The sequence below is a fragment of the Nonomuraea sp. NPDC003707 genome (assembly GCF_053587055.1).
In genome coordinates, this window is record NZ_JBSFNK010000010.1 from 118,360 (window position 1) to 136,056 (window position 17,697).

A 17,697-nucleotide genomic window follows, 5' to 3' on the forward strand; every position below is an offset into this window, starting at 1 on the left:
TCACCGCAGCTCATACCGGCTCACCGCCCTCCCACGAGATCCAGCGTCAACGTCCCGGCCGAGGGGATCTCCAGCGGGCCGAACGCGAGCGCGCCGCCGGGAGGCACGGGCGGCCCGGTGGAGACCGTGCGGGCCAGCCGGACGACGCTCGCCGACACCACTCCCGGCACGGCCATGGCCTCGGCCAGGATCCGGCTCACGTACAGGCCGGTGCCGAAGGTGAGGCGGTCGGGGTCGAACATGCCGCCCGGCGCGTCGCCGAGCCGGGCCCGCAGCGCGACGGTGACGGCCGAGCGGGGCGCGTTCGCCGCCAGGCAGACGCGTAGCCCGAGGTCGACCGCGACCAGCCGGGGCGGGTCGGCCCGCAGGTCGTGCCCGATCCGCCGGACCTGCTCCAGCCGGGTCCGCACCGCTTCCAGAGGGAACCCCTCGCCGCAGCGGCCGCGCAGGGGGTCGATCGCCACGTCGGCCTCGTACCAGCCGCCGGTCCAGGCCAGGTCGGTGGCCGCGCTCTGGACTCCGGGCTGGGCGGCGGCGATCGTGGCGTAGTCCTCGGCGGTGACCGCCCGTATCAGGCGGTGCCGGTAGGCGGTGGGGCCGAGCAGGCGGGCTTCGGCGACCGGTTCGGGGTCGATGCCGCCCGTGGCGGCCAGCGGGTTGCGTACGCCGGTCACGGGCACCGCGATGGGGCACGAGGCCACCAGGTGGGCCACCGCCTCGGGGCCGACGTTGCCGGCCGTCCCGTTGCCGGCCCGCAGGCGCAGCTCGAACCGCTGGCCGGGGCGGACCCCGCGGCCGTACTTTCCGTCGCCGAAGCGCAGGTGCGAGCTGCCCTCGTCGTCCACCTCGACGACGACGTGCCGGTCCTCGGGGCCGCTGCCGATCAGGTCGGCCCGCACCGTCCACGTCTCGCAGTCGGAGGTGAGCCACAGCTGGGCCGGCGCCGTACGCGGGTCCTGGGTGAGCGCGGCGGCGGCGGGACCCGCGGCGACCGGCTCGGCGGGGTCGAGCCCCGCGCCGGCACCCCAGGTGGCGGCCACCTCGGCCGCGTCGGCGGCGTCCAGCGGCAGGCCGAGGCGGGCCTGGGCGATCAGCCTGGCCAGCCTGCCGAGCAGGCGGGGCCGGGGCGCGGTGCCGGTGGGGATGCGGGCCAGCGTCAGGGCCTGGCCCGCCGCGACGATCTCGGGAGCGGGGTAGGGCGCCCGGCGGGTGAGGGGCGCGTGCGGCAGCACGGGCTCGAAGCGCACCCGTACGGGGTCGCGCTCCGGGCGGCCGAGCCCTTCGCACCGCACGGGACCGGGCTCCCCTTCGGGCACGGTCAGCGTGCCGGTCACCGTGGCGCCGTGGTCGACGAGGACCACGTTCGCCCTGGCCACGCTCACGTCCTCGAACAGGCAGCACTCCTCGCCGCCGATGGCGGCCAGGCACAGGTCGAACGTCAGGGCGTCGGCGCACGCCCAGCTCACCCGGAGCAACGGCTGGTCGTAGACCGGGTCGTCGAGCTCCTCGACCTCGGTCAGCCGTACGGCCTGGCGGTGGGTGACGTCCGCGTCGCCCGGCACCCCGGTCAGCGGGCCGCGTACCTCCTCGAAGATCACCACGTCGCCGGGGCACAGGCCGAGCAGCCGCTCGGACCGCTCCTCGTCGCACCAGCCGTCCACCAGCGTCGCGGCCGTCGCGCCCCGCGGCAGGCAGCACTCCTCGCCGCCCCAGGTCCACAGCCGGATGCGGTTACGGGCGGGGCTGACGGCCACGTCGTGCTCCAGCACGGGTTCGTACACCTGGTAGCCGCCGCCGGGCGCCAGACGGCGCAGCTCGCCCTCCGAGACCATCGGGCGGCCGCCGAGCGCCGGAACCGCCGTCACGAACCGGTAGCTGCCCGCGTACAGGACCCCTGGCTCCTCGACCTCCAGGTGCACCCAGGTGCGCGCGTTGCAGCCGTCGTGCATCCGGTAGTCGACCAGCCGCAGGTGCCGCCGCACCGACGTGCGCAGCCGGGCTGTGACCAGGTACGCCTCGGTGGCCACCGCGTCCTGGCGGTAGGAGAGCTGGTCGCCGATGTAGGCGAGCAGCTCGACCAGCGTGACGCCCAGGTCGGGGATCTGCCGGTCGGTCCAGGCGGGGGAGGTCAGCGCGAGCCGGTCCAGGATGAGCCGCCGGAAGCTCGCGTAGTCCTTGGCCAGGTAGTCGATGACCGCCCGGTCCTCCTCGCCCGGCGGGCAGGGCGCCGTCGCGCCGCAGTCGCTCTCCTCGCCGCAGTCGCCGGTGAAGGTGAAGGCGGCCCGGGCGTGCCGGGGGTCGAGGTCCTGCGCGCAGGCCAGCTCCACCTCGTACGGCGAGCGGTCCCCGAGCCGGTCGAGGTGCACGACCAGCTCGTCGTAGCGACCGGCCCGCGCGGCGACCACCTCGACGTGGACGGCCCGCACCACGCGCCCAGGACCGGTGATGGCGACGTCGTCCGCCTTCGGCACGGGCTCGGGAGCCTTGCCGAACAGCAGCAGCCGCAGCGTGCGCGCCTCGTTGTCGACCTGCACGCCGGCGATGCCGCCCCATCCGCAGGCGCGGTCCCGTTCCCGCCGCGCGCGGGGCGGGCAGCCCTCGTCGGCCGTCATGGCCCGGTCCTCCGTTCGACGGTGACCGAGTTGAGCTCCCCGGTCAGCAGCAGCACGTACGCCACCGACACCAGCAGCGCCCCCTCCTCGGCCCGCACGTCCACGCGCTCGACGCGCAGGTCGTCGGGCAGCCACTGCTGCAGGGCGGCCTGGAGGGTGTACTCGACGGCCCCGGCCAGTTCGGGGCTGTTGGGGGCGAAGACCAGCCGCAGGACGCCGGTGCCGAAGTCGGGCCGGTTGACCCGCTCCCCCGGGATCGTGAACAGCAGCTGCTCGACCATGTCGCGCACGTGGTCCTCGTCCGTGGTGGTGGCCGACCGGCCGTGCGCGTCGACGTGGAAGGGGAAGTCGAGGTGAGTGCTCATGATCCCGCCGCCCTGAGCTGCGTCGAGGTGATGACCGGCGTGCCCTGGGGGGCCTTGACCGCCGACTGGCTGACACCGGCGCCGGGCCCCGCGGGCTCCAGGACGACCGGCTTGCCGAGCACGAAGACCCGGGTGGAGGCGGCCAGCGCGAAGTCGACGGTGACGCAGGGGCTCGGCGGGGTCGCGCCCGACAGCGAGCAGCCCGCCACCGCGACCACGTCGCCGACGGTCACCACCGGCGCGCCCCCGGCCAGCACCACGGTCTGGCCGGGGACGATCGTGGCTTTGCCCTGGTGCAGGCAGGTCACCTGCGAGGCGACGGTCAGGAGGAAACCCGGCATCGTCGGCACCCCTCTCAGGCCGGCTTCACGACGAGCGCGCCGTTGTTGATGTTGACGAGCCCGACGAGGTTGATGGCCGGCGCGGTGATGGTCACGCCCGAGGTGTCGACCGTGATGGCCGCCGACTGGGACTGCAGCAGCACGCCGCTGCCCTTCATCGGGGCCACCGGCGTGTCGGACAGGGCGATCTTGCTCTTGCCGATGGTCTCGATGAGGAGCGCGGGCGCCGCCGGGGGCAGCAGCTTGGCGGTGGCGGGCGCCTCTTCCCGGCTCCCCCAGAAGAAACCCACCCAGATGGGGCTGTCGGGGCTGCCCTGCTCGAACTCCACCCAGACCCCGGCGCCGGGCGGCGGCACGGCGAAGAAGCCCATCTGCAGCCCGGCCAGCGGCACGCACGGCATCGCCCACGTCGACGGCAGCACGCCGAGCACGTCGGGAACGCTGACCAGCAGCCGTCCCTTGCCGAGAGGGTCGATGTTGTTCAGCACCGAGCCCCGGTACTTGCCGTAGAAACGTCTGGTGCCCGGCGGCTCGGCGTCCTCGCGCTCGGCGGGGCCGAAGAAGCCGGGAGACTCGACATAGCCGAGCTCGTCCATGTTCATGGCAGGTCCTTAGGAGAGGGGCAGGAACGCGTTGCGGGTCAGGGTGAACTGCTGGGTGTAGCCGCCGCGTTTGATGTCGTGGGTGACGCTCTTGACGAAGTACGTGCCGTCGTAGCCGAGGCTCGCGCCGCGCACCGTGACGGGACGGCGGGCGCGCAGCGGCTGGCCGTAGCGCAGCACGTCCAGCGTGCCCTGCCCGCTGATCACCTCGTAGCTGTCGGCGGCCCTGGCCAGCGCGACCAACCCCGCCTCCAGGGGGGACAGCTTGGCCAGGCCCCTGACCACCGACGCCTTCAGCGGCAGCGGCTTGCGGGCGCCCATCGGCGGGTTGACCGGGGTGATGTCCGGGATCGGGACGGGAACGGGGAACTTGGTGACCGGATCCTGGACCAGCGCCACGTACTGCGTCGCGGAGAACCCGTCGAAGGTGAACGTCAGCGTCTCGACGTTGGTGGTCGCGTCGGCGTTGGCCCACAGAGTGGGCTGTGGCGGCCCGGCCTTGACCAGCGGCCCCCAGTACGCGTAGTTGACCCCGGGGTCCGGCCCCGGCTCGACGTAGAACTGGTAGCCGACCTGCGCCGCGAGCGCCTTGACGTAGGCCAGGTCGGTGCCCTGCTGCGCGGGGATCGACTCCATCGGGTTCGGGGTGATCAGCTTGACGCTCGGCACGATCTTCGGGACGAGCCCATACATCGGGTATTTGGCGCAGATCAGGGCAACCCGCACCTCTGGCGGCAGACCTATGTACGGCACGCCAGTGAAGTCGACGATGTCCATCATCCGGGAGACGTCCTCGCCGGTGAGCGTGAGCCGCGCCTGGCCGGGTTCGGCGGACGGGGTCACCTCGTGCCGGGTGACGACGCCGTCCATCAGCACGGTGGCCTGGCCTCTGATCGTCACGACGATCTGCGCCCTGGCCGGCGGGTCGAGCGCCCCCGAGGGCAGCAACTCGCGGAACAGCAGCGACCGCTTGCCCATGCCGAACGACAGCCGGAACCCGCCCGGCTGGCCCACACCCTCGCTCACCTGCACCGACAGCAGCGCGTCCACGACCTCGCGCGGCACCCGCTCGGCCCGCACCGCGCCGAGCCTGAGCGACAGCAGCAGCTCAGAAGCCATGCGGGCTCCCGATGGTCGCGGTGGGCAGCGCGACGTCGAGCCGCCGTCCCGGGCGGGTGGTGAGGTCGGCGGGGTCGAGCACCGGGTTGGCGTCCGCGATCTGCCAGAAGCGCTCGGGGTCGTCGAGGTGCAGCGCGGCGATCCGGTCCAGGCGGTCGCCGTCGCGCACCACGTGCACGGCGATCACGGTGAGCGTGCGCCGGTCCGGCAGGAACCTTCGGCGCACGTACGGGATCGGCTCCCCGCCCTCCGGCCGGTGGGTGGCGATCTCGATCCCCTGGTAGCGACTGGTCGCGGTGAACATCAGGTGCCTCCTGGCGGGCCGTCGAGGCCGAGGGTGCGCAGCTGGTCGGACGGGTGCAGCGCGGCGAGCTGCTCGCGGCGCCGCTGGTGGCCGATGAACAGGCCGCTCCCCCGGTGGGTGAACCCCAGGTCGTCGACGGTGAGGATGCGCATCGACAGCGACACCTTGGCCCTGATCGGGTTGAGGTTGGAGTCGAACGCCTCCTCCGTGACGGTGAACTCGGTGAGCCTGACCGGCACCACGCGCTCGCGGCTCCACACGAAGACCGTCAGCGGCGACTCGGCGGGGACGATCTCGAAGGCGCCCTTGCGGGCCGCCTCGTCCTGCGCGATCAGGGCGTCGGCCGTCGGGTTCACCAGCAGGTCCAGCGTGGCCAGGACGGGCAGCAGGCCGTACGCGGCGACGGCGTCGTTGCCCGGCGCGAAGGGGTCTTCGAGCTGCGTCGTCGCGTCGAGCTCCGCCTCGAGCTTGATGGTCTCGTGCGCGGGGCCGCGCAGCCGCAGCGCCTCGCTGCGGTCGCCGGGTTCGGCGCCCACGCCCTGGGGCTGGAGCGTGCGGGTGATGGTGTCCGGGTTGTACTGCAGGGTGATGACCCTGAGCACCGCGCCGTTGGCGGGGTCGAGCAGGACGAGCCCGCCCCTCGGCACCACGGGCGTCCCCGGTGCGAACTGCGCGCTCACCGCTGCCCGCCTCCCGCCAGTCCCTGGATCCCGCCGACGACGGCCTGTGCCAGCCCCGGCGTGGAGCCGTCGGCGGCGTCCACGCTCAACCGCCGCCGGGCGGCCTGTCGAGTGGGCCCGTCCGCCAGATCCCGCCGGACGGCCTCGGCCAGAGCGTCGATGAGCTCCTGCCGGGAGAGGCCCGCCGAGTCCAGCACGACCCTGTCGATGTGCAGCACGATGCGCGTCACCGGCCCACCCGCTCGGGGTGCGGGACCGTCAGCGGCAGGCCCAGTTTGCGGAACTCCGCCCGCGCCGCCGTGAGCACCGTCGCGGTGTCGACGGGCTCGCCGGCGTCCGCGGCGAGGAACGCGGCGCCCAGCGCGATCGCCTGTACGGCGGCGCCCGTGACCGGCAGGTCCACCAGCGCGTCGAGGTCGAGGCCGCCGAGCGGCACACCCGCGGGAAAGGCCGCCGACCACAGCCGTCTGCGCTCCTCCCGTCCCGGCATCGGGAAGTCGACGACGAACCGCAGCCGCCGCAGGAAGGCCGGGTCCAGCGCGGCACGCAGGTTGGTGGCCAGCACCGCCACCCCCTCGTAGGCCTCCATCCGCTGGAGCAGGTAGCTGACCTCGATGTTGGCGTAGCGGTCGTGGCTGTCACGCACCTCGCTGCGGCGCCCGAACAGCGCGTCGGCCTCGTCGAACAGCAGCAGCGCGCCGCCGTCCTCCGCCGCGTCGAAGACCCTGCGCAGGTTCTTCTCGGTCTCGCCGATGTACTTGTTGACCACGGCCGACAGGTCGACGCGGTAGAGGTCCTGGCCGAGCTCGTGGGCGAGCACCTCGGCCGCGAACGTCTTGCCCGTCCCGCTGGGGCCGCTGAACAGCGCGGTGACCCCGTTGCCGCGTGCCCTGCGCTCCCCGTACCCCCAGGTGGACATGACCGTGGCGCGGTGCCGTACCTGCGCGACGAGCCCGCGCAGCAGGTCCGTCTGCTCGCCGGGCAGCACCAGGTCCTCCCACCTGGCCTGCGGCACCGTGCGCTGGGCCAGGGCCTCCAGCCTCGGCCTGGCCGAGCTGCGGCAGGCCGCCCACAGGCGCGCCCGCCCGTCGGGGGCGTCGAGCACGGGCCGCAGGGCGGTGGCGATGCGATGGACGGCGGGCACGCTCAGCCGGAACTGGCCGGCCAGCGTGCGCGGCGCCCCCTCCAGGGGCAGCCCGGTCGCGGCCGCCCACAGCTCGGCCTGCTCGGCGAGGGTCGGCCGGCCGACGTCGATCACCGACGTGGCCCGGTCGGTGACCGGCCACACCTCGCGCGTCGCCAGCAGGACGAGCCCGCCCACCTGGGACAGGAAGCGCCGCAACGCCGCGGCCGTGGCGGGGTCGGCCAGGTCGGCGTCCACGGCGTCGAGCAGCAGCGCCATCGGCAGCAGCAGGCTTTCGCGCTGCCACAGCCTGGCCACCAGGTCCTGGTCCGCCCCCGCCGCCACGAGCGCGCCGACCGGCAGGTGGTACAGCTCGCGGTTGAGCAGCGCCATGGCCCGTACGGCGACCAGCTCGCAGCTCGGCTCGTCGCCGCCGAGCAACTGGATCACCGGGAAGCGGCCGTCGGGCGTGTCGGTCAGCGCCGCGCCGACCAGGGCGTCCGCCGCGGCCTGCGACGAGCGGGGCAGCCCGAGGCCCGCCGCCGGGTCGGGGCGGTGCTCGACCAGCCCCGTCAGCCGCTCGTCGAGCCGGTTGAGCCCTCTGATCAGGTCGACGATCCGGTCGTCGGCCCGCAGCGGCACCACGGCCAGCGGCTGGGCTCCCGCGCCCACGGGCTCCACCAGCCGCCAGAACCGCAGGCCCCGCTCGGGCGAGAGCACGTCCCAGCGGGCGTCGTCGAACAGGCGCAGCGCCAGGGCGAAGGTGGGGGCCGGATCCCCCTGTGCCGCGGCGATCAGCGCGGTGATGCCGGGCTCGATCGCGGGGGCGGCGCACAGCAGCAGCACGTCCCGTTCGAAGTCGCTCAGCCCCAGCCGCTCGGCGATCTGCACCAGGGCGGGCGCCCCGAGGCCCGCCATCGCCCGAGCCGCCGCCTCCCGCGCGCCCGCCATCGCCTGCGCCGCGGTCTCTCCCTCTGGCGCGTTGCGGGTGAGAGGCGCGGCGGCCGTGGTGCGGGGGGCCTCGCCGGAGCGGTCACGGGTCCTGCGCCAGCCCTTCCTCGTCTCCAGCGGCTCCGGCTCAGACCGCTGGGCGGGACTCGGGGGTTGCGGGGTGAGGCCGGCGAGCCGGACGGCCAGCCAGTCGAGGGACGCCTTCAGGTAGGCGCCGTTGGCCTGCTCCCAGGCGGGCGCGTCGGTCATGGGATCACCACCTCTGCCGTGGGGCCGGTCTTGAAGGCGCCCGTGGCCCGGTCGACGATGTCGGTGTCGACGCCGTCCACGCGGACGCGGACCTTGTACGTGCCCAGCGGGATCGCGGCGACGACCGAGAGCGTGCCGGTGCCGGCGGTCAGCAGGGGCACCGGCAGGTGCAGGCCGCCCACGAGGACGGCCGCCTGCTGGCCGACCAGCACCGGATCGGCGACGGTCGCGGTCACCGTGGTCCTGGCCGGGGTGCCGCCGGCCGGGGTGGCGGCGAGGGCGATGATCTCGGGGGCGACGGCCAGGGGGACCTCGTTGGTGGGCACCCCGCCGGACGCGGGCGTCAGGGAGATCGCCCACGGTCCCGCGGGCAGCCCGGTGGCGGGCAGCGCGACGGCGACCTCCTCGGTTCCCGGAGACGGGAGGTGGACCTCGGCCGTGGCCGGCACCCGCAGATGACGCAGGTGGGCCACGAGGGCGCCCGCGGGGAGGTTGCGGACGCTCAGCGTGACGGTCTCGCCGGGCAGCGCGACCGGGCTCCCCGGCACGCCGTAGAGGATGCCGGTGACCGCGGGGAAAGGCGAGGCGGCGTCCGGGTGGGCGACCGGCGACCTGCCGTCGGGGCCGCGCTTGAGCACGGGCAGCGGCGCGGCGCCGGGCGCGGGGTTGTCGATGAGCACCGCCGAGACCTGGTAGGACGCCGAGACCCGGTACGGCGTGGCGAACGCGGTCCACATCTTGGCGATGTCGTCCTGACTCAGCGACTCGAAGCTGACCTTCACGTTCTCGAGCTGCAGGTGCAGGTCGCTGCCGGGCAGCGGGATCGCCGTGGCGGCCCGGATCTCCGCCCCCGGCAGGATCGGGGTGTCGTGCAGGGCCAGCATCGCGGCGCCGAGCAGCTCGTGGGCGGTGCCCTCGTCGGTGCTGTAGGCGGCCAGCAGGTAGTGCAGGACCAGCGGGAGCAGCGGCCTGGGCGACTCCCCGGGCGGCGCGCCCGGCGGGTCGGCGTTGCGGAAGGAGGGGTGCATGTCGGTGCGGTACAGGAACAGGTTCACGTGGTCGCCGTTGACCTCGTCGGGCGCGCGGTCCGGCGGAACGATGGTCACCTGCGGGCCGCCGAGCCGGTTGAAGATCCTGGCGCGCAGCGCGGCGGTCACGGCGGCGATGGCGAGGGAGTTGCTCATGCCAGCTCCCCCTTGCTCCGGCCGCGCAGGTACGCCTGGAGCACCGAGGCGTGGTCCTTGCGCGGCGGCTTGGCCTGCGGGGCGGCCTGGGCCTGCGGGGCGCGTACCTCGAGCCGCCCGATCGAGATCTCGACCACCGAGGGCGCGGGGGCGTCCTGTGCCGCCTGGCCGGGCGAGGGCCGCGCCGGCGCGGCGAGCACGGGGCCCGCGGCCACCCGCAGCAGCGGGGCGCCCGCCGCGCGCCTGGCTTCGGCGATGTCGGGGAGCGGCGAGTCCGGCTGATGAGCGAGGGCGTGCGGCCGCGGCGGGGTGGCGGGGGTGCGGCGCCCGGCGCGCGGCGTCCGGGCCGCGACGGCCGGGTCCACCACATCGGGCCTGGTCGCGGACGGCACCGGCGGGGCCGCCGAGGTCCGCTCGCGGCCGGCTTCCGCGGGGGCGCGCGGGGACCGTTCCACGTCGATCTCGGGCTCCTCGTACGCCTCCGTCTCCTCCGCCGCGGGCCGTCGGAGTCTTGTCGCGGGGACGGCGGGCGGCCGGGCGGCAGGGGCGGGGTCCGGCACGTCGGAGAAGGCGGGCGGTTCGGCCTGGGCGCGGCTCATCGGCGGCTGCTCCTCGTACAGCGAGGCCGGGCGGGGGCGGATGCCGGTCACCGGTTCGCGGCTGCGCGCGATCAGCCGCTGGACCAGGCCGCTCACGATCTCACCAGCCCCAGGTAGCACTGCCGCCGCCAGGCGCTCAGCGCGAGGACCTGCGGCTCGGTCCAGCCGTAGGCGGCGGCCAGGTCGTGCACCTCCAGCAGGGTCCTGCGGCACCAGCCGTCCAGCTCCGACCACAGGTAGCTGACGATGTCGAAGGACTCGGCCCACTCCAGCCCGCAGTCGGGGCACGCCAGGCACAGCTCGACGTCCACCAACGGGTCGGCCGCGGCCCAGGCCGCGGCCGTCTTCTCGATGTCCTCCGCTTCGGAGCAGCGGCCGACGAGGGCTTCGCACGGGTCGCGCTCGGACAGCGCGGCGGCGACGTCGGCGCTGGTGGGCAGCCGGCACGGCGCCGAGGATGGCGGGTCGAGCAGTTGCTCCTGGTCGAAGGAGACCTCCACGTCCGTGCCGCACTCCGGGCACGTGGACACGCCGTCCAGGCTGGAGCCGAACAGCGCGGCGCGCAGCTCGAACAGAGCCCGGTCGCGCTGCCCGACGGTCAGGTGGGCCAGCTCGCCGGGGGTGCGGCCCGTACCGGCCGCGAGCAGGGCGAGGCCCCGCTCCAGCGGCGTGCGGTCCCAGCCCGCCTCCCACGCGTCGAGCAGCTCAGCAGCACCGGCCACCACTGTCACCAGGACCGCCCCTCAGGAGTCCTGCTCGGTGGGCTCGGTGACGCTCAGGTCGCGCACCCATCCCTCGTTCTCCAGCTTCAGGTGCTGGATCGCGATGGCGTTGGCGTTGGCGTCGAGGTCGGGCAGCGCCTGGAACTCCGACACCCAGCAGCGGAAGACCTGGTACGCCAGCACCTTCTGGCCCGCCTCGTTGAAGACCTCGATGACGAGGTCCTTCCTGAAGGAGGCCAGCGCCACCTCGCGGTCGCGCTGGTCGGGGCCGGCCTGGGCGTTGGCGTAGTTCCACACCTTGTTGGCCCACTGCTCGAACTCGGGGTCGTGGGTGACCCCGCGTTCCAGGGTGATCGGCTCGTACTTGGTGCGGCCCGGCGACTTGCGCGAGCTGGAGTGGTCGCCGCCGTCGCGGTGCTCGACCACCTCCGTGGTCCGGCGCAGGGCGCTGACCTTGCTGATCCCGGCGACGTACTTGTTGTCCCACTTCACCCGGAACTTGAAGTTCTTGTACGGGTCCAGGCGAGTGGTGTTGACGGAGAACTGAACCAATGTCGCTCCTAGGGAGTGGCCGATCGTCAGGCGTCGGGACGCTTCTGCTGGATCCGGATGCGCACGAACTCGGCGGGTTTCAGCGGCTGGAAGCCGACGTCCACGTTGACGACGCCGACGTCGATGTCGGCCTGCGGGTTGTTCTCCCTGTCGCACTTGACGAAGTACGCCTCCCGGGCCGTCCTGCCCTGGAAGGCGCCCTGGCGGAACAGGCCGTCCATGAAGGCGCCGACGTTCAGCCGGATGGAGGCCCACAGCGGCTCGTCGTTGGGCTCGAACACCACCCACTTGGTGGCGCGGAACAGCGTCTCCTCGATGAACAGGGCGAGCCTGCGGACGGGGACGTACTTCCACGGGTCGCCCACCTCGTCGTTGCCCCGGCAGGTCCGCGACCCCCACAGCACGTGCGAGTAGACGGGGAAGGTGCGCAGGCAGTTGACGCCCAGCGGGTTGAGGCCGCCGTTCTCCGCGTCGGTCAGCGCCACGGTCGCCGCACGTACGCCGGCCAGCGCCGCGTCCACCCCCGCCGGCGCCTTCCACACCCCGCGCAGGGTGTCGGTGCGGGCGAACACCCCGGCCACGGTGCCGATGGGCCCCACGGTCAGGTCGGGGCCGCCCGCCGGGTCGGAGATCGTGAGGCGCGGGTAGAAGACCGCGGCGTTGCGCCCGGCGACGCCGGTGACCGGCAGCCCCGCGCCCGCCCCCGAGGTCGCGTTGGCGACGCTGGTCCAGGAGAAGGGCGGATCGAGCAGCAGCATCGCCCTGCGGTCCACGCACAGCCGGGCCGCCGCGTCGATCACCGGCGCCCAGCGCGAGTCCCTGTCGTCGGGGGTTCCGGAGGCGGGGGGCGCGAGCTGCGGCGGGATCACCAGCAGGTTGAAGATCGGCACGTCGAGCAGGGCCTGCATGCCGGTGCGCCGGACCGGGTCGCCGATCACGTCGGCGGCGTTGAGCGTCACGTCGGCCGCCGGGGTGGCGGTTTTGTCCCCCTCGGGGGGCCGCTTGTCGACCGCGCTGCCGTCGGCCGGCCCGACCAGCCGGGAGGTCTCCAGCGCCCGGTCCAGCCACCTGCCGCGCAGGGCCGCGTCGATGGAGATCTCGTACGTCTCGGTCGCCTTGCCGGAGACCTTGATCGTCAGGGTGTAGTGCTTGCTGTCGGCGGGGTCGTGCTTGACGGTCGCCGTCAGCGTGTTGCCCGCCGTGCCCGGGGCCGTGGCCCGCAGCTTGACGCCGTCACCGAGGTCGATGGTGGCGTACTGGGTGTCGGCGCCGACCCGTACGACGATCGCCTTGGCGCCGCCGTTGAGGAAGAACTGGTAGACCGCGTAGCTCAGCTCGCTGCCGGTCCACAGCCCGCCGAAGGTGCTGTCGTACTCGGTCCAGCTGTTGATCGTCGTCGGGGTGCGCGGACCCTCCAGCGCCAGGCCGACGAACGCCGCCACGGACGTGTCGACGCCGACGATCGGCCGGACCGCACTCTCGATCTCCTCAAGATAGACACCGGGATAGGTGAATCTCGTCGCCATCGGCCTTCCTCGTCCTGTAGCCGCAGAGCCTCTGCCGGTAGTGTCGGCCCAGGCCATAACCCGGCCGTCACCTCACCGTCACTGCGCCATCACCCAGGCCCTGGACGAGCCGTTCCCGGCTGGACCGCCGCGGGCCCCGTGGGGCCGATCGGGCACACTCGTCCTATGCGTAACGGACGGCTCTTCACCATCGTGGGCGGGATCTTCGGTCTGATCGGGCTGGTGCTGCTCTGCGTCGGCATCGCGATCGCCGCCTCCACGGCGGGCTTCCTGGCCTCGGCCGAGCGGACCGACGGCACGGTTGTCGAGCTGACCGCGCGGACCAGCACGACCCGGAGCTCCGACGGCCATACCCGCCGCGCGACGTACTGGTACCCGACCGTGGAGTTCACCGTCGGCGGCAGGCGGTACGCGTTCCAGAGCTCCACCGGCAGCAACCCGCCGTCCCATCAGAAGGGCGAAAGCGTGCCCGTCGCCTACGACCCGGACGATCCGTCCGACGCGCAGATCGCGTCGTTCTCGTCGGCGTTCCTCGCTCCGCTGATCGTCGGCGGGCTGGGGGTGGTGTTCACCCCGATCGGTACGGTCCTGTTCGTCAAGGGACGGCGGATCGCCCGGCTGCGTGCCTGGCTCCGGGAGCAGGGACAGCAGGTCTGGGCGGAGATCGAGCACGTGGGACGCGACTTCAGCGTGCGGGTGAACAACCGGCACCCGTACGTCGTCCATGCGACATGGCAGGACGAGCGGACGGGCCGGACGTACACCGCGGCCAGTGACCACCTCCGCGACGACCCGGGTCCCCGCCTGCGGGGCCGGACCCGCGTTCGCGTGCTGTACGACGCCGCCGACCCCGACCGCAACCTGATCGACCTGGACGCGCTTCCGTCCCCGTCCTGACGGGCCCGCGAGCCGGCTAGAGCGGCGCGCCGATCGCGAACACGTCCATCAGCTGCGCGAGGGTGCGGTAGTAGCCGACGAGGACGACCAGTTCCACGACACCCTCGCGTCCGAGCGGTCCGGCCGCGGCGGCGTACTCCTCGTCGTCCAGCGGGCGCGGGTCGTCCTGCAGCCGCCGGCACAGGCGGTAGGCCGCCGCCTCGGTGGGATCGGCGGAGGTGAAGGTGCCGGAGGCGAGCGTGGACAGCTCCTCTTCGGTGAGCCCGGCCGCGCGGCCCACCCGCTCGTGGGCGTACCTCTCGAAGTCGCTCCCGGTCGCCGCGGCGACGGCGAGAATCGCGATCTCGCGGGTGCGGGCGCTCATCCGCGTGCGGTAGCGCAGTGCCGCGCCCAGCTCCTGGAGCGGGCCGCCGAGGAGGGGCGCGTGCAGCATCACGCCGAAGGGCCCGTTGAGCGCCCCGTCCTGGTCCTGGAGCGCGAAGAGCTGGGGCCCTGCGGCGCGGGGACCCGAGGTGATCTGCCGGTAGAGGGCCAGCTGTTCCTCGCTCAGTTCGGCCTCGGTCAGTTTCGGAAGCCGCGGGGCGGGCGTGTCGCGCACGTCGATGTCCTGTTCGCCGGTATCGGGTCAGAGATGTGTGGTGAAGAAGCCCGCGACGGTGGGCAGGGCGAGCGTACCTGTCATCGCCCTGAGGTGATCGCCGGCTCCCGCCGCGCCGGCGCGAGCCGTTCGTGGAATCCGCCGTCCGGGGACCGCACGATGATCCCGGTCTCCACTCCGTGCTCGGCCACGTCGCGATCCGTCTGCTGGAGGGCCAGGCAGATCCACCGGGTGATGACGAAGGCGACGATAGGGCCGATGAGCACGGCGTACCTGAAGAAGATCGTCACGGCATCGACCGTGAGCTGGAACTGGTGGGCGAACTGGTCGTTGGCCGCGGCCGCCCACAGCAGGCCGTAGAACGTGACGCCGGCCACCGCGACGGCCGTCTTCACCGGCGTCTCGCGGGGCCGATCGAGCAGGTCGTGCGCGAGCGTCTCGCGGGCCATGCGGCCCGTCGTCTTGGGCCGGCCCAGCGCGTCGCGGCGGCCGCGTCGCGAGGCGAGGAAGCGCTCGGCCATCGGGTACGCGGCCAGGGCGGTGAAGAAGACCCCGGGGATCACCAGCGTGGGGACGATGACCGCGAGGCTGAGCGTGTAGTCCCCGACGGTGAGCTCCCACCCGGGCATGATCCGCAGAGCGCCGTCGAGGAACCCCATGTACCAGTCGGGAACCGAGCCCGCCGAGATCTGCGTCGGCGTCGCCGGGCCGTACAGCCATATGGGGGCGATCTGGAACCCGAACCCGAGGATGATCAGCATGCCGATCGTCGCGAGCGCCATCGTCGGGCGCACGCTCCGCCGCGCCGGCAGCGAGGCGACGAACCGGGAGTGGCCGTGCCGCCGTACCAGCAGCTCACGGGCGATCAGCAGCGCGGCCATGATCACCGCGACCAGCAGGTGGCCCCCGTACATGACCGGAATGACCCTGTCACCGGGGAAGTCCGGGCCGAACAGCAGCGACAGCGCCCAGGTGCCCACCACGGGGATGGACTGCACGACCGACTTGATCAGCCACAGGCTCCCGCCCGACAGCAGGTCGTCGGGCAGGGCGTTGCCGGTCTCGCCCGCGGCCATGCCCAGCGCCAGCAGGGTCACCCAGATCAGCCACTGGCCGGTGCGCGGGCGGCGGAACGCGCCGGTGAGGAACATCCGCAGCAGCTGCACCGCGACGGCCGCCACGAAGACGAGCGCCGCCCAGTGGTGGACCTGGCGGATGAGCAGGCCGCCGCGCACCTCCAGGCTCAGGTGCATGGTCGAGTCGAAGGCCCTGCTGACGAGGAGTCCGCGCAGCGGGCCGTACGAGCCGTCATAGGTCACCTGGGACATGCCGGGGTCGTAGAACACCATCAGCACCGCCCCGGTCACCGCCAGGACGACGAACGACCAGACGGCGATCTCGGCGAACATGAACGACCAGTGGGAGAACTGAAACGAGCGGCGCTTGGCCGGCAACGAACGCATGTGAGCCCCCTAAAAGTGCCTCACTCACAAGACGAAATCGGGCCGGGAGGTGTGACACCGAAGAGGCGCCGGTGACGGTGATTCACGTCACCACGGACCAGATTTCGCGGAGGCCCCAACCGTTCACCCCCTCTGGGACGTCTTGTCTACATGACGGATTCCGAGGCGTTCGAGGCCTTCGTCACCGCCTGGCACCCGCGGCTGCTGCGGGCGGCCATCCTCATCAGCGGTGACAGGCATCTGGCCGAGGACGTCCTCCAGGATGCCCTGATCAAACTGGCGCGCCGCTGGTCGAACGTGCATACCGACCCGGTCAATTACGTACGTACCACCCTGTACAGGGACGTGGCGTCCAGCTGGCGGAGGCGGCGGGAATTCGCCTACGGGGAGCCGCCCGACCTGGCGGATCACGACACCTCGGGAGCGTCGGACCTGAAGGTGGTGTTCGCCCGCGCGCTGGCCAGGCTGCCGGTGAAGCAGCGGGCGGTGCTGGTGCTGCGCTTCTACGAGGACCTGCCCGTCGGGGAGGTCGCCGCGATCCTCCGGGTCTCGCCCGGGACGGTGAAGAGCCAGACGCACGCGGCGCTGAAGCGGTTGCGCGAGGTCGCTCCCGAGCTGGAAGAGGTGTTGATATGACGGACCAGAGGCTGCGGGAGCTCTTCGACGATCTCGCCGAGACGCTGCCCGAGGGGCCGTCCCGCGCGGGCGAGCTGTGGCGGCAGGGTACGCGGAGCCGGGCCCGCCGCCGGTGGACGGTGGCCGCGGTGGCCGCGACGCTCACCGCGCTCGTCGCGGTGGGGATCGTCGTGTCCCCGGAGCCGGTCGAGCGCGGCATCACCGTGTACCCCAGCGCCACCTCCACGCCCACGATCCCGTCGAACCCACCCATGGACACGGCGCCGCCGCCCAGCGGCGAGGCGGGGCTGCCCTCGCTGGCGACCGGGCTGCCGCAGAAGTGGGCCGGCATCCCCGCCGTGACCTCGGTTCCCGGACCCGTCCTGGCGCTGGCCGAGTTCGGCGACGGGCGGATCTACCTGGTGAAGTCCGACGGCCGCGTCCTCCTCGATGTGAAGCTGAGCGATTCCGTGGACTCGGCCGGCAACGGCGGGACGGCGCTGAAGCCCAACTCGCTCTCCCCCGACGGGACGATGGCCGCCTTCCCGCAGAAGGACGCGGTGGTGGTCGTCGACCTGGTGATCGGCCAGACCAGGCGCTACAAGGTGCCGGGGTTCAACGAGGTGGTGCTCTGGCGCGGCGAGCAGCTCCTCGTCGAGCAGGAGAAGGCGAACTACCTGCTCGACCTGGCCACGGGGAAGGCGCGGCGGCAGTCGTACCAGGGCTTCACGGGTGTCGCGGGCTATCGCGACCTGAGGATCGTCTCGCCCGGCGAAGGCGGCCGGACGGTCATCCAGGAGGGCGGGTCGGAGGTGGCGCTGGACATCCGGGGCCTCACCGGCGAGGGCGGCATGCCCGTGGGCGTCCTGGGCAACCACGGATGGCAGCGCGGCGACCTCGTCGCCAGGTCCGCGTTCGCCCACGGCGACCGGTCGGGGAACGCCGACGTGGTCGTCGTGGCCGACGCCGACACGGGACGGGTGGTCAGGACGCTGCTCCTGCCCTGGGGCGACGCGCCTGACATGAGGTGCGGGAAGGGCGGCTGCCCCGTACGCGGCTGGATCGGCCAGGACACGGTGATCATCGAGAGCGGGGACAGGCTGCTCGGCTGGAACATCGGCACCGGCGCGCTGTCGCGCGTCGCCGAACTGCCCGATGAGGTGACCGCCTACTCCCTGCGCGGTTGGTGAGCCCG

19 protein-coding genes are annotated in these 17,697 nt (G+C 73.2%); 3 read left to right on the top strand and 16 right to left on the bottom strand.

Features of this window, described 5'->3' with window-relative positions:
• Positions 1 to 20: 20 nt before the first annotated feature.
• Genes ACWDRB_RS26480 through ACWDRB_RS26545 form a run of 14 tightly spaced genes read right to left on the bottom strand, consistent with a single transcriptional unit; the run spans position 21 to position 12,929 of the window.
• Positions 21 to 2,612: a putative baseplate assembly protein gene (locus tag ACWDRB_RS26480; protein ID WP_449897851.1), complete on the bottom strand. Its 2,592-nt coding sequence runs from the start codon at positions 2,610 to 2,612 to the stop codon at positions 21 to 23.
• Positions 2,609 to 2,977 carry a GPW/gp25 family protein gene (locus tag ACWDRB_RS26485; RefSeq protein WP_357745506.1) on the bottom strand — a complete coding sequence of 123 codons (369 nt, stop codon included), beginning with the start codon at positions 2,975 to 2,977 and terminating at the stop codon, positions 2,609 to 2,611. Before ACWDRB_RS26485 ends, ACWDRB_RS26480 begins: the two co-directional genes overlap by 4 nt.
• Positions 2,974 to 3,318, bottom strand: a complete 345-nt coding sequence (locus ACWDRB_RS26490; RefSeq protein WP_449897854.1) for a hypothetical protein — start codon at positions 3,316 to 3,318, stop codon at positions 2,974 to 2,976. Before ACWDRB_RS26490 ends, ACWDRB_RS26485 begins: the two co-directional genes overlap by 4 nt.
• 14 nt (positions 3,319 to 3,332) lie before the next feature.
• Positions 3,333 to 3,920 carry a phage baseplate assembly protein V gene (locus tag ACWDRB_RS26495; RefSeq protein ID WP_350727532.1) on the bottom strand — a complete coding sequence of 196 codons (588 nt, stop codon included), beginning with the start codon at positions 3,918 to 3,920 and terminating at the stop codon, positions 3,333 to 3,335.
• Between the two features lie 9 nt (positions 3,921 to 3,929).
• Positions 3,930 to 5,039, bottom strand: coding sequence for a hypothetical protein (locus ACWDRB_RS26500; RefSeq protein ID WP_449897856.1), 1,110 nt, complete (start codon positions 5,037 to 5,039; stop codon positions 3,930 to 3,932).
• Positions 5,029 to 5,343 (bottom strand): hypothetical protein, encoded by a 315-nt coding sequence (locus ACWDRB_RS26505; protein ID WP_449897858.1) that lies wholly within the window; start codon positions 5,341 to 5,343, stop codon positions 5,029 to 5,031. The genes ACWDRB_RS26500 and ACWDRB_RS26505 overlap by 11 nt, the downstream gene beginning before the upstream one ends.
• Positions 5,343 to 6,023 carry a hypothetical protein gene (locus tag ACWDRB_RS26510; protein WP_449897860.1) on the bottom strand — a complete coding sequence of 227 codons (681 nt, stop codon included), beginning with the start codon at positions 6,021 to 6,023 and terminating at the stop codon, positions 5,343 to 5,345. Before ACWDRB_RS26510 ends, ACWDRB_RS26505 begins: the two co-directional genes overlap by 1 nt.
• On the bottom strand, positions 6,020 to 6,253 hold the full coding sequence (locus ACWDRB_RS26515) for a hypothetical protein (RefSeq protein WP_449897862.1): 234 nt from the start codon (positions 6,251 to 6,253) through the stop codon (positions 6,020 to 6,022). Before ACWDRB_RS26515 ends, ACWDRB_RS26510 begins: the two co-directional genes overlap by 4 nt.
• Positions 6,250 to 8,346 (bottom strand): ATP-binding protein, encoded by a 2,097-nt coding sequence (locus tag ACWDRB_RS26520; protein ID WP_449897864.1) that lies wholly within the window; start codon positions 8,344 to 8,346, stop codon positions 6,250 to 6,252. Before ACWDRB_RS26520 ends, ACWDRB_RS26515 begins: the two co-directional genes overlap by 4 nt.
• The gene (locus ACWDRB_RS26525) at positions 8,343 to 9,530 is read right to left on the bottom strand and encodes a DUF4255 domain-containing protein (RefSeq protein ID WP_449897866.1); all 1,188 of its coding nucleotides are present in this window, start codon (positions 9,528 to 9,530) and stop codon (positions 8,343 to 8,345) included. Before ACWDRB_RS26525 ends, ACWDRB_RS26520 begins: the two co-directional genes overlap by 4 nt.
• Positions 9,527 to 10,225, bottom strand: a complete 699-nt coding sequence (locus tag ACWDRB_RS26530) for a hypothetical protein (RefSeq protein ID WP_449897868.1) — start codon at positions 10,223 to 10,225, stop codon at positions 9,527 to 9,529. The genes ACWDRB_RS26525 and ACWDRB_RS26530 overlap by 4 nt, the downstream gene beginning before the upstream one ends.
• Positions 10,222 to 10,860: a hypothetical protein gene (locus tag ACWDRB_RS26535; protein WP_363971148.1), complete on the bottom strand. Its 639-nt coding sequence runs from the start codon at positions 10,858 to 10,860 to the stop codon at positions 10,222 to 10,224. Before ACWDRB_RS26535 ends, ACWDRB_RS26530 begins: the two co-directional genes overlap by 4 nt.
• 12 nt (positions 10,861 to 10,872) lie before the next feature.
• A complete protein-coding gene (locus tag ACWDRB_RS26540) occupies positions 10,873 to 11,403 on the bottom strand; it encodes a phage tail protein (RefSeq protein ID WP_192784721.1) in 531 nt (176 codons plus the stop codon).
• A 26-nt stretch (positions 11,404 to 11,429) separates the two neighbouring features.
• Positions 11,430 to 12,929 (bottom strand): phage tail sheath family protein, encoded by a 1,500-nt coding sequence (locus ACWDRB_RS26545; protein WP_449897872.1) that lies wholly within the window; start codon positions 12,927 to 12,929, stop codon positions 11,430 to 11,432.
• A 165-nt stretch (positions 12,930 to 13,094) separates the two neighbouring features.
• Between ACWDRB_RS26545 and ACWDRB_RS26550 the strand changes: the two genes are divergently transcribed.
• On the top strand, positions 13,095 to 13,826 hold the full coding sequence (locus tag ACWDRB_RS26550; RefSeq protein ID WP_449897874.1) for a DUF3592 domain-containing protein: 732 nt from the start codon (positions 13,095 to 13,097) through the stop codon (positions 13,824 to 13,826).
• Positions 13,827 to 13,842: 16 nt separating this feature from the next.
• Here the strand turns inward: ACWDRB_RS26550 and ACWDRB_RS26555 are convergent, their stop codons facing one another.
• Positions 13,843 to 14,424: a carboxymuconolactone decarboxylase family protein gene (locus ACWDRB_RS26555; protein WP_449897876.1), complete on the bottom strand. Its 582-nt coding sequence runs from the start codon at positions 14,422 to 14,424 to the stop codon at positions 13,843 to 13,845.
• Between the two features lie 80 nt (positions 14,425 to 14,504).
• Positions 14,505 to 15,887 (bottom strand): cytochrome b, encoded by a 1,383-nt coding sequence (locus ACWDRB_RS26560; RefSeq protein WP_449897878.1) that lies wholly within the window; start codon positions 15,885 to 15,887, stop codon positions 14,505 to 14,507.
• Between the two features lie 150 nt (positions 15,888 to 16,037).
• On the opposite strand from ACWDRB_RS26560, the gene ACWDRB_RS26565 reads away from it, so the two are divergent.
• Complete coding sequence (locus tag ACWDRB_RS26565) at positions 16,038 to 16,523, top strand: SigE family RNA polymerase sigma factor (protein ID WP_449897880.1); 486 nt, start codon at positions 16,038 to 16,040, stop codon at positions 16,521 to 16,523.
• Positions 16,520 to 17,692 (top strand): hypothetical protein, encoded by a 1,173-nt coding sequence (locus ACWDRB_RS26570; RefSeq protein ID WP_449897882.1) that lies wholly within the window; start codon positions 16,520 to 16,522, stop codon positions 17,690 to 17,692. The genes ACWDRB_RS26565 and ACWDRB_RS26570 overlap by 4 nt, the downstream gene beginning before the upstream one ends.
• Positions 17,693 to 17,697: the final 5 nt, after the last annotated feature.

Coding starts and splice junctions, on each gene's coding strand:
- ACWDRB_RS26495 (WP_350727532.1), bottom strand. CDS start 3,920: ATGAACATGGACGAGCTCGGCTATGTCGAGTCTCCCGGCTTCTTCGGC.
- ACWDRB_RS26545 (WP_449897872.1), bottom strand. CDS start 12,929: ATGGCGACGAGATTCACCTATCCCGGTGTCTATCTTGAGGAGATCGAG.
- ACWDRB_RS26565 (WP_449897880.1), top strand. CDS start 16,038: ATGACGGATTCCGAGGCGTTCGAGGCCTTCGTCACCGCCTGGCACCCG.
- ACWDRB_RS26550 (WP_449897874.1), top strand. CDS start 13,095: ATGCGTAACGGACGGCTCTTCACCATCGTGGGCGGGATCTTCGGTCTG.
- ACWDRB_RS26480 (WP_449897851.1), bottom strand. CDS start 2,612: ATGACGGCCGACGAGGGCTGCCCGCCCCGCGCGCGGCGGGAACGGGAC.
- ACWDRB_RS26500 (WP_449897856.1), bottom strand. CDS start 5,039: ATGGCTTCTGAGCTGCTGCTGTCGCTCAGGCTCGGCGCGGTGCGGGCC.
- ACWDRB_RS26520 (WP_449897864.1), bottom strand. CDS start 8,346: ATGACCGACGCGCCCGCCTGGGAGCAGGCCAACGGCGCCTACCTGAAG.
- ACWDRB_RS26485 (WP_357745506.1), bottom strand. CDS start 2,977: ATGAGCACTCACCTCGACTTCCCCTTCCACGTCGACGCGCACGGCCGG.
- ACWDRB_RS26525 (WP_449897866.1), bottom strand. CDS start 9,530: ATGAGCAACTCCCTCGCCATCGCCGCCGTGACCGCCGCGCTGCGCGCC.
- ACWDRB_RS26505 (WP_449897858.1), bottom strand. CDS start 5,343: ATGTTCACCGCGACCAGTCGCTACCAGGGGATCGAGATCGCCACCCAC.
- ACWDRB_RS26560 (WP_449897878.1), bottom strand. CDS start 15,887: ATGCGTTCGTTGCCGGCCAAGCGCCGCTCGTTTCAGTTCTCCCACTGG.
- ACWDRB_RS26570 (WP_449897882.1), top strand. CDS start 16,520: ATGACGGACCAGAGGCTGCGGGAGCTCTTCGACGATCTCGCCGAGACG.
- ACWDRB_RS26490 (WP_449897854.1), bottom strand. CDS start 3,318: ATGCCGGGTTTCCTCCTGACCGTCGCCTCGCAGGTGACCTGCCTGCAC.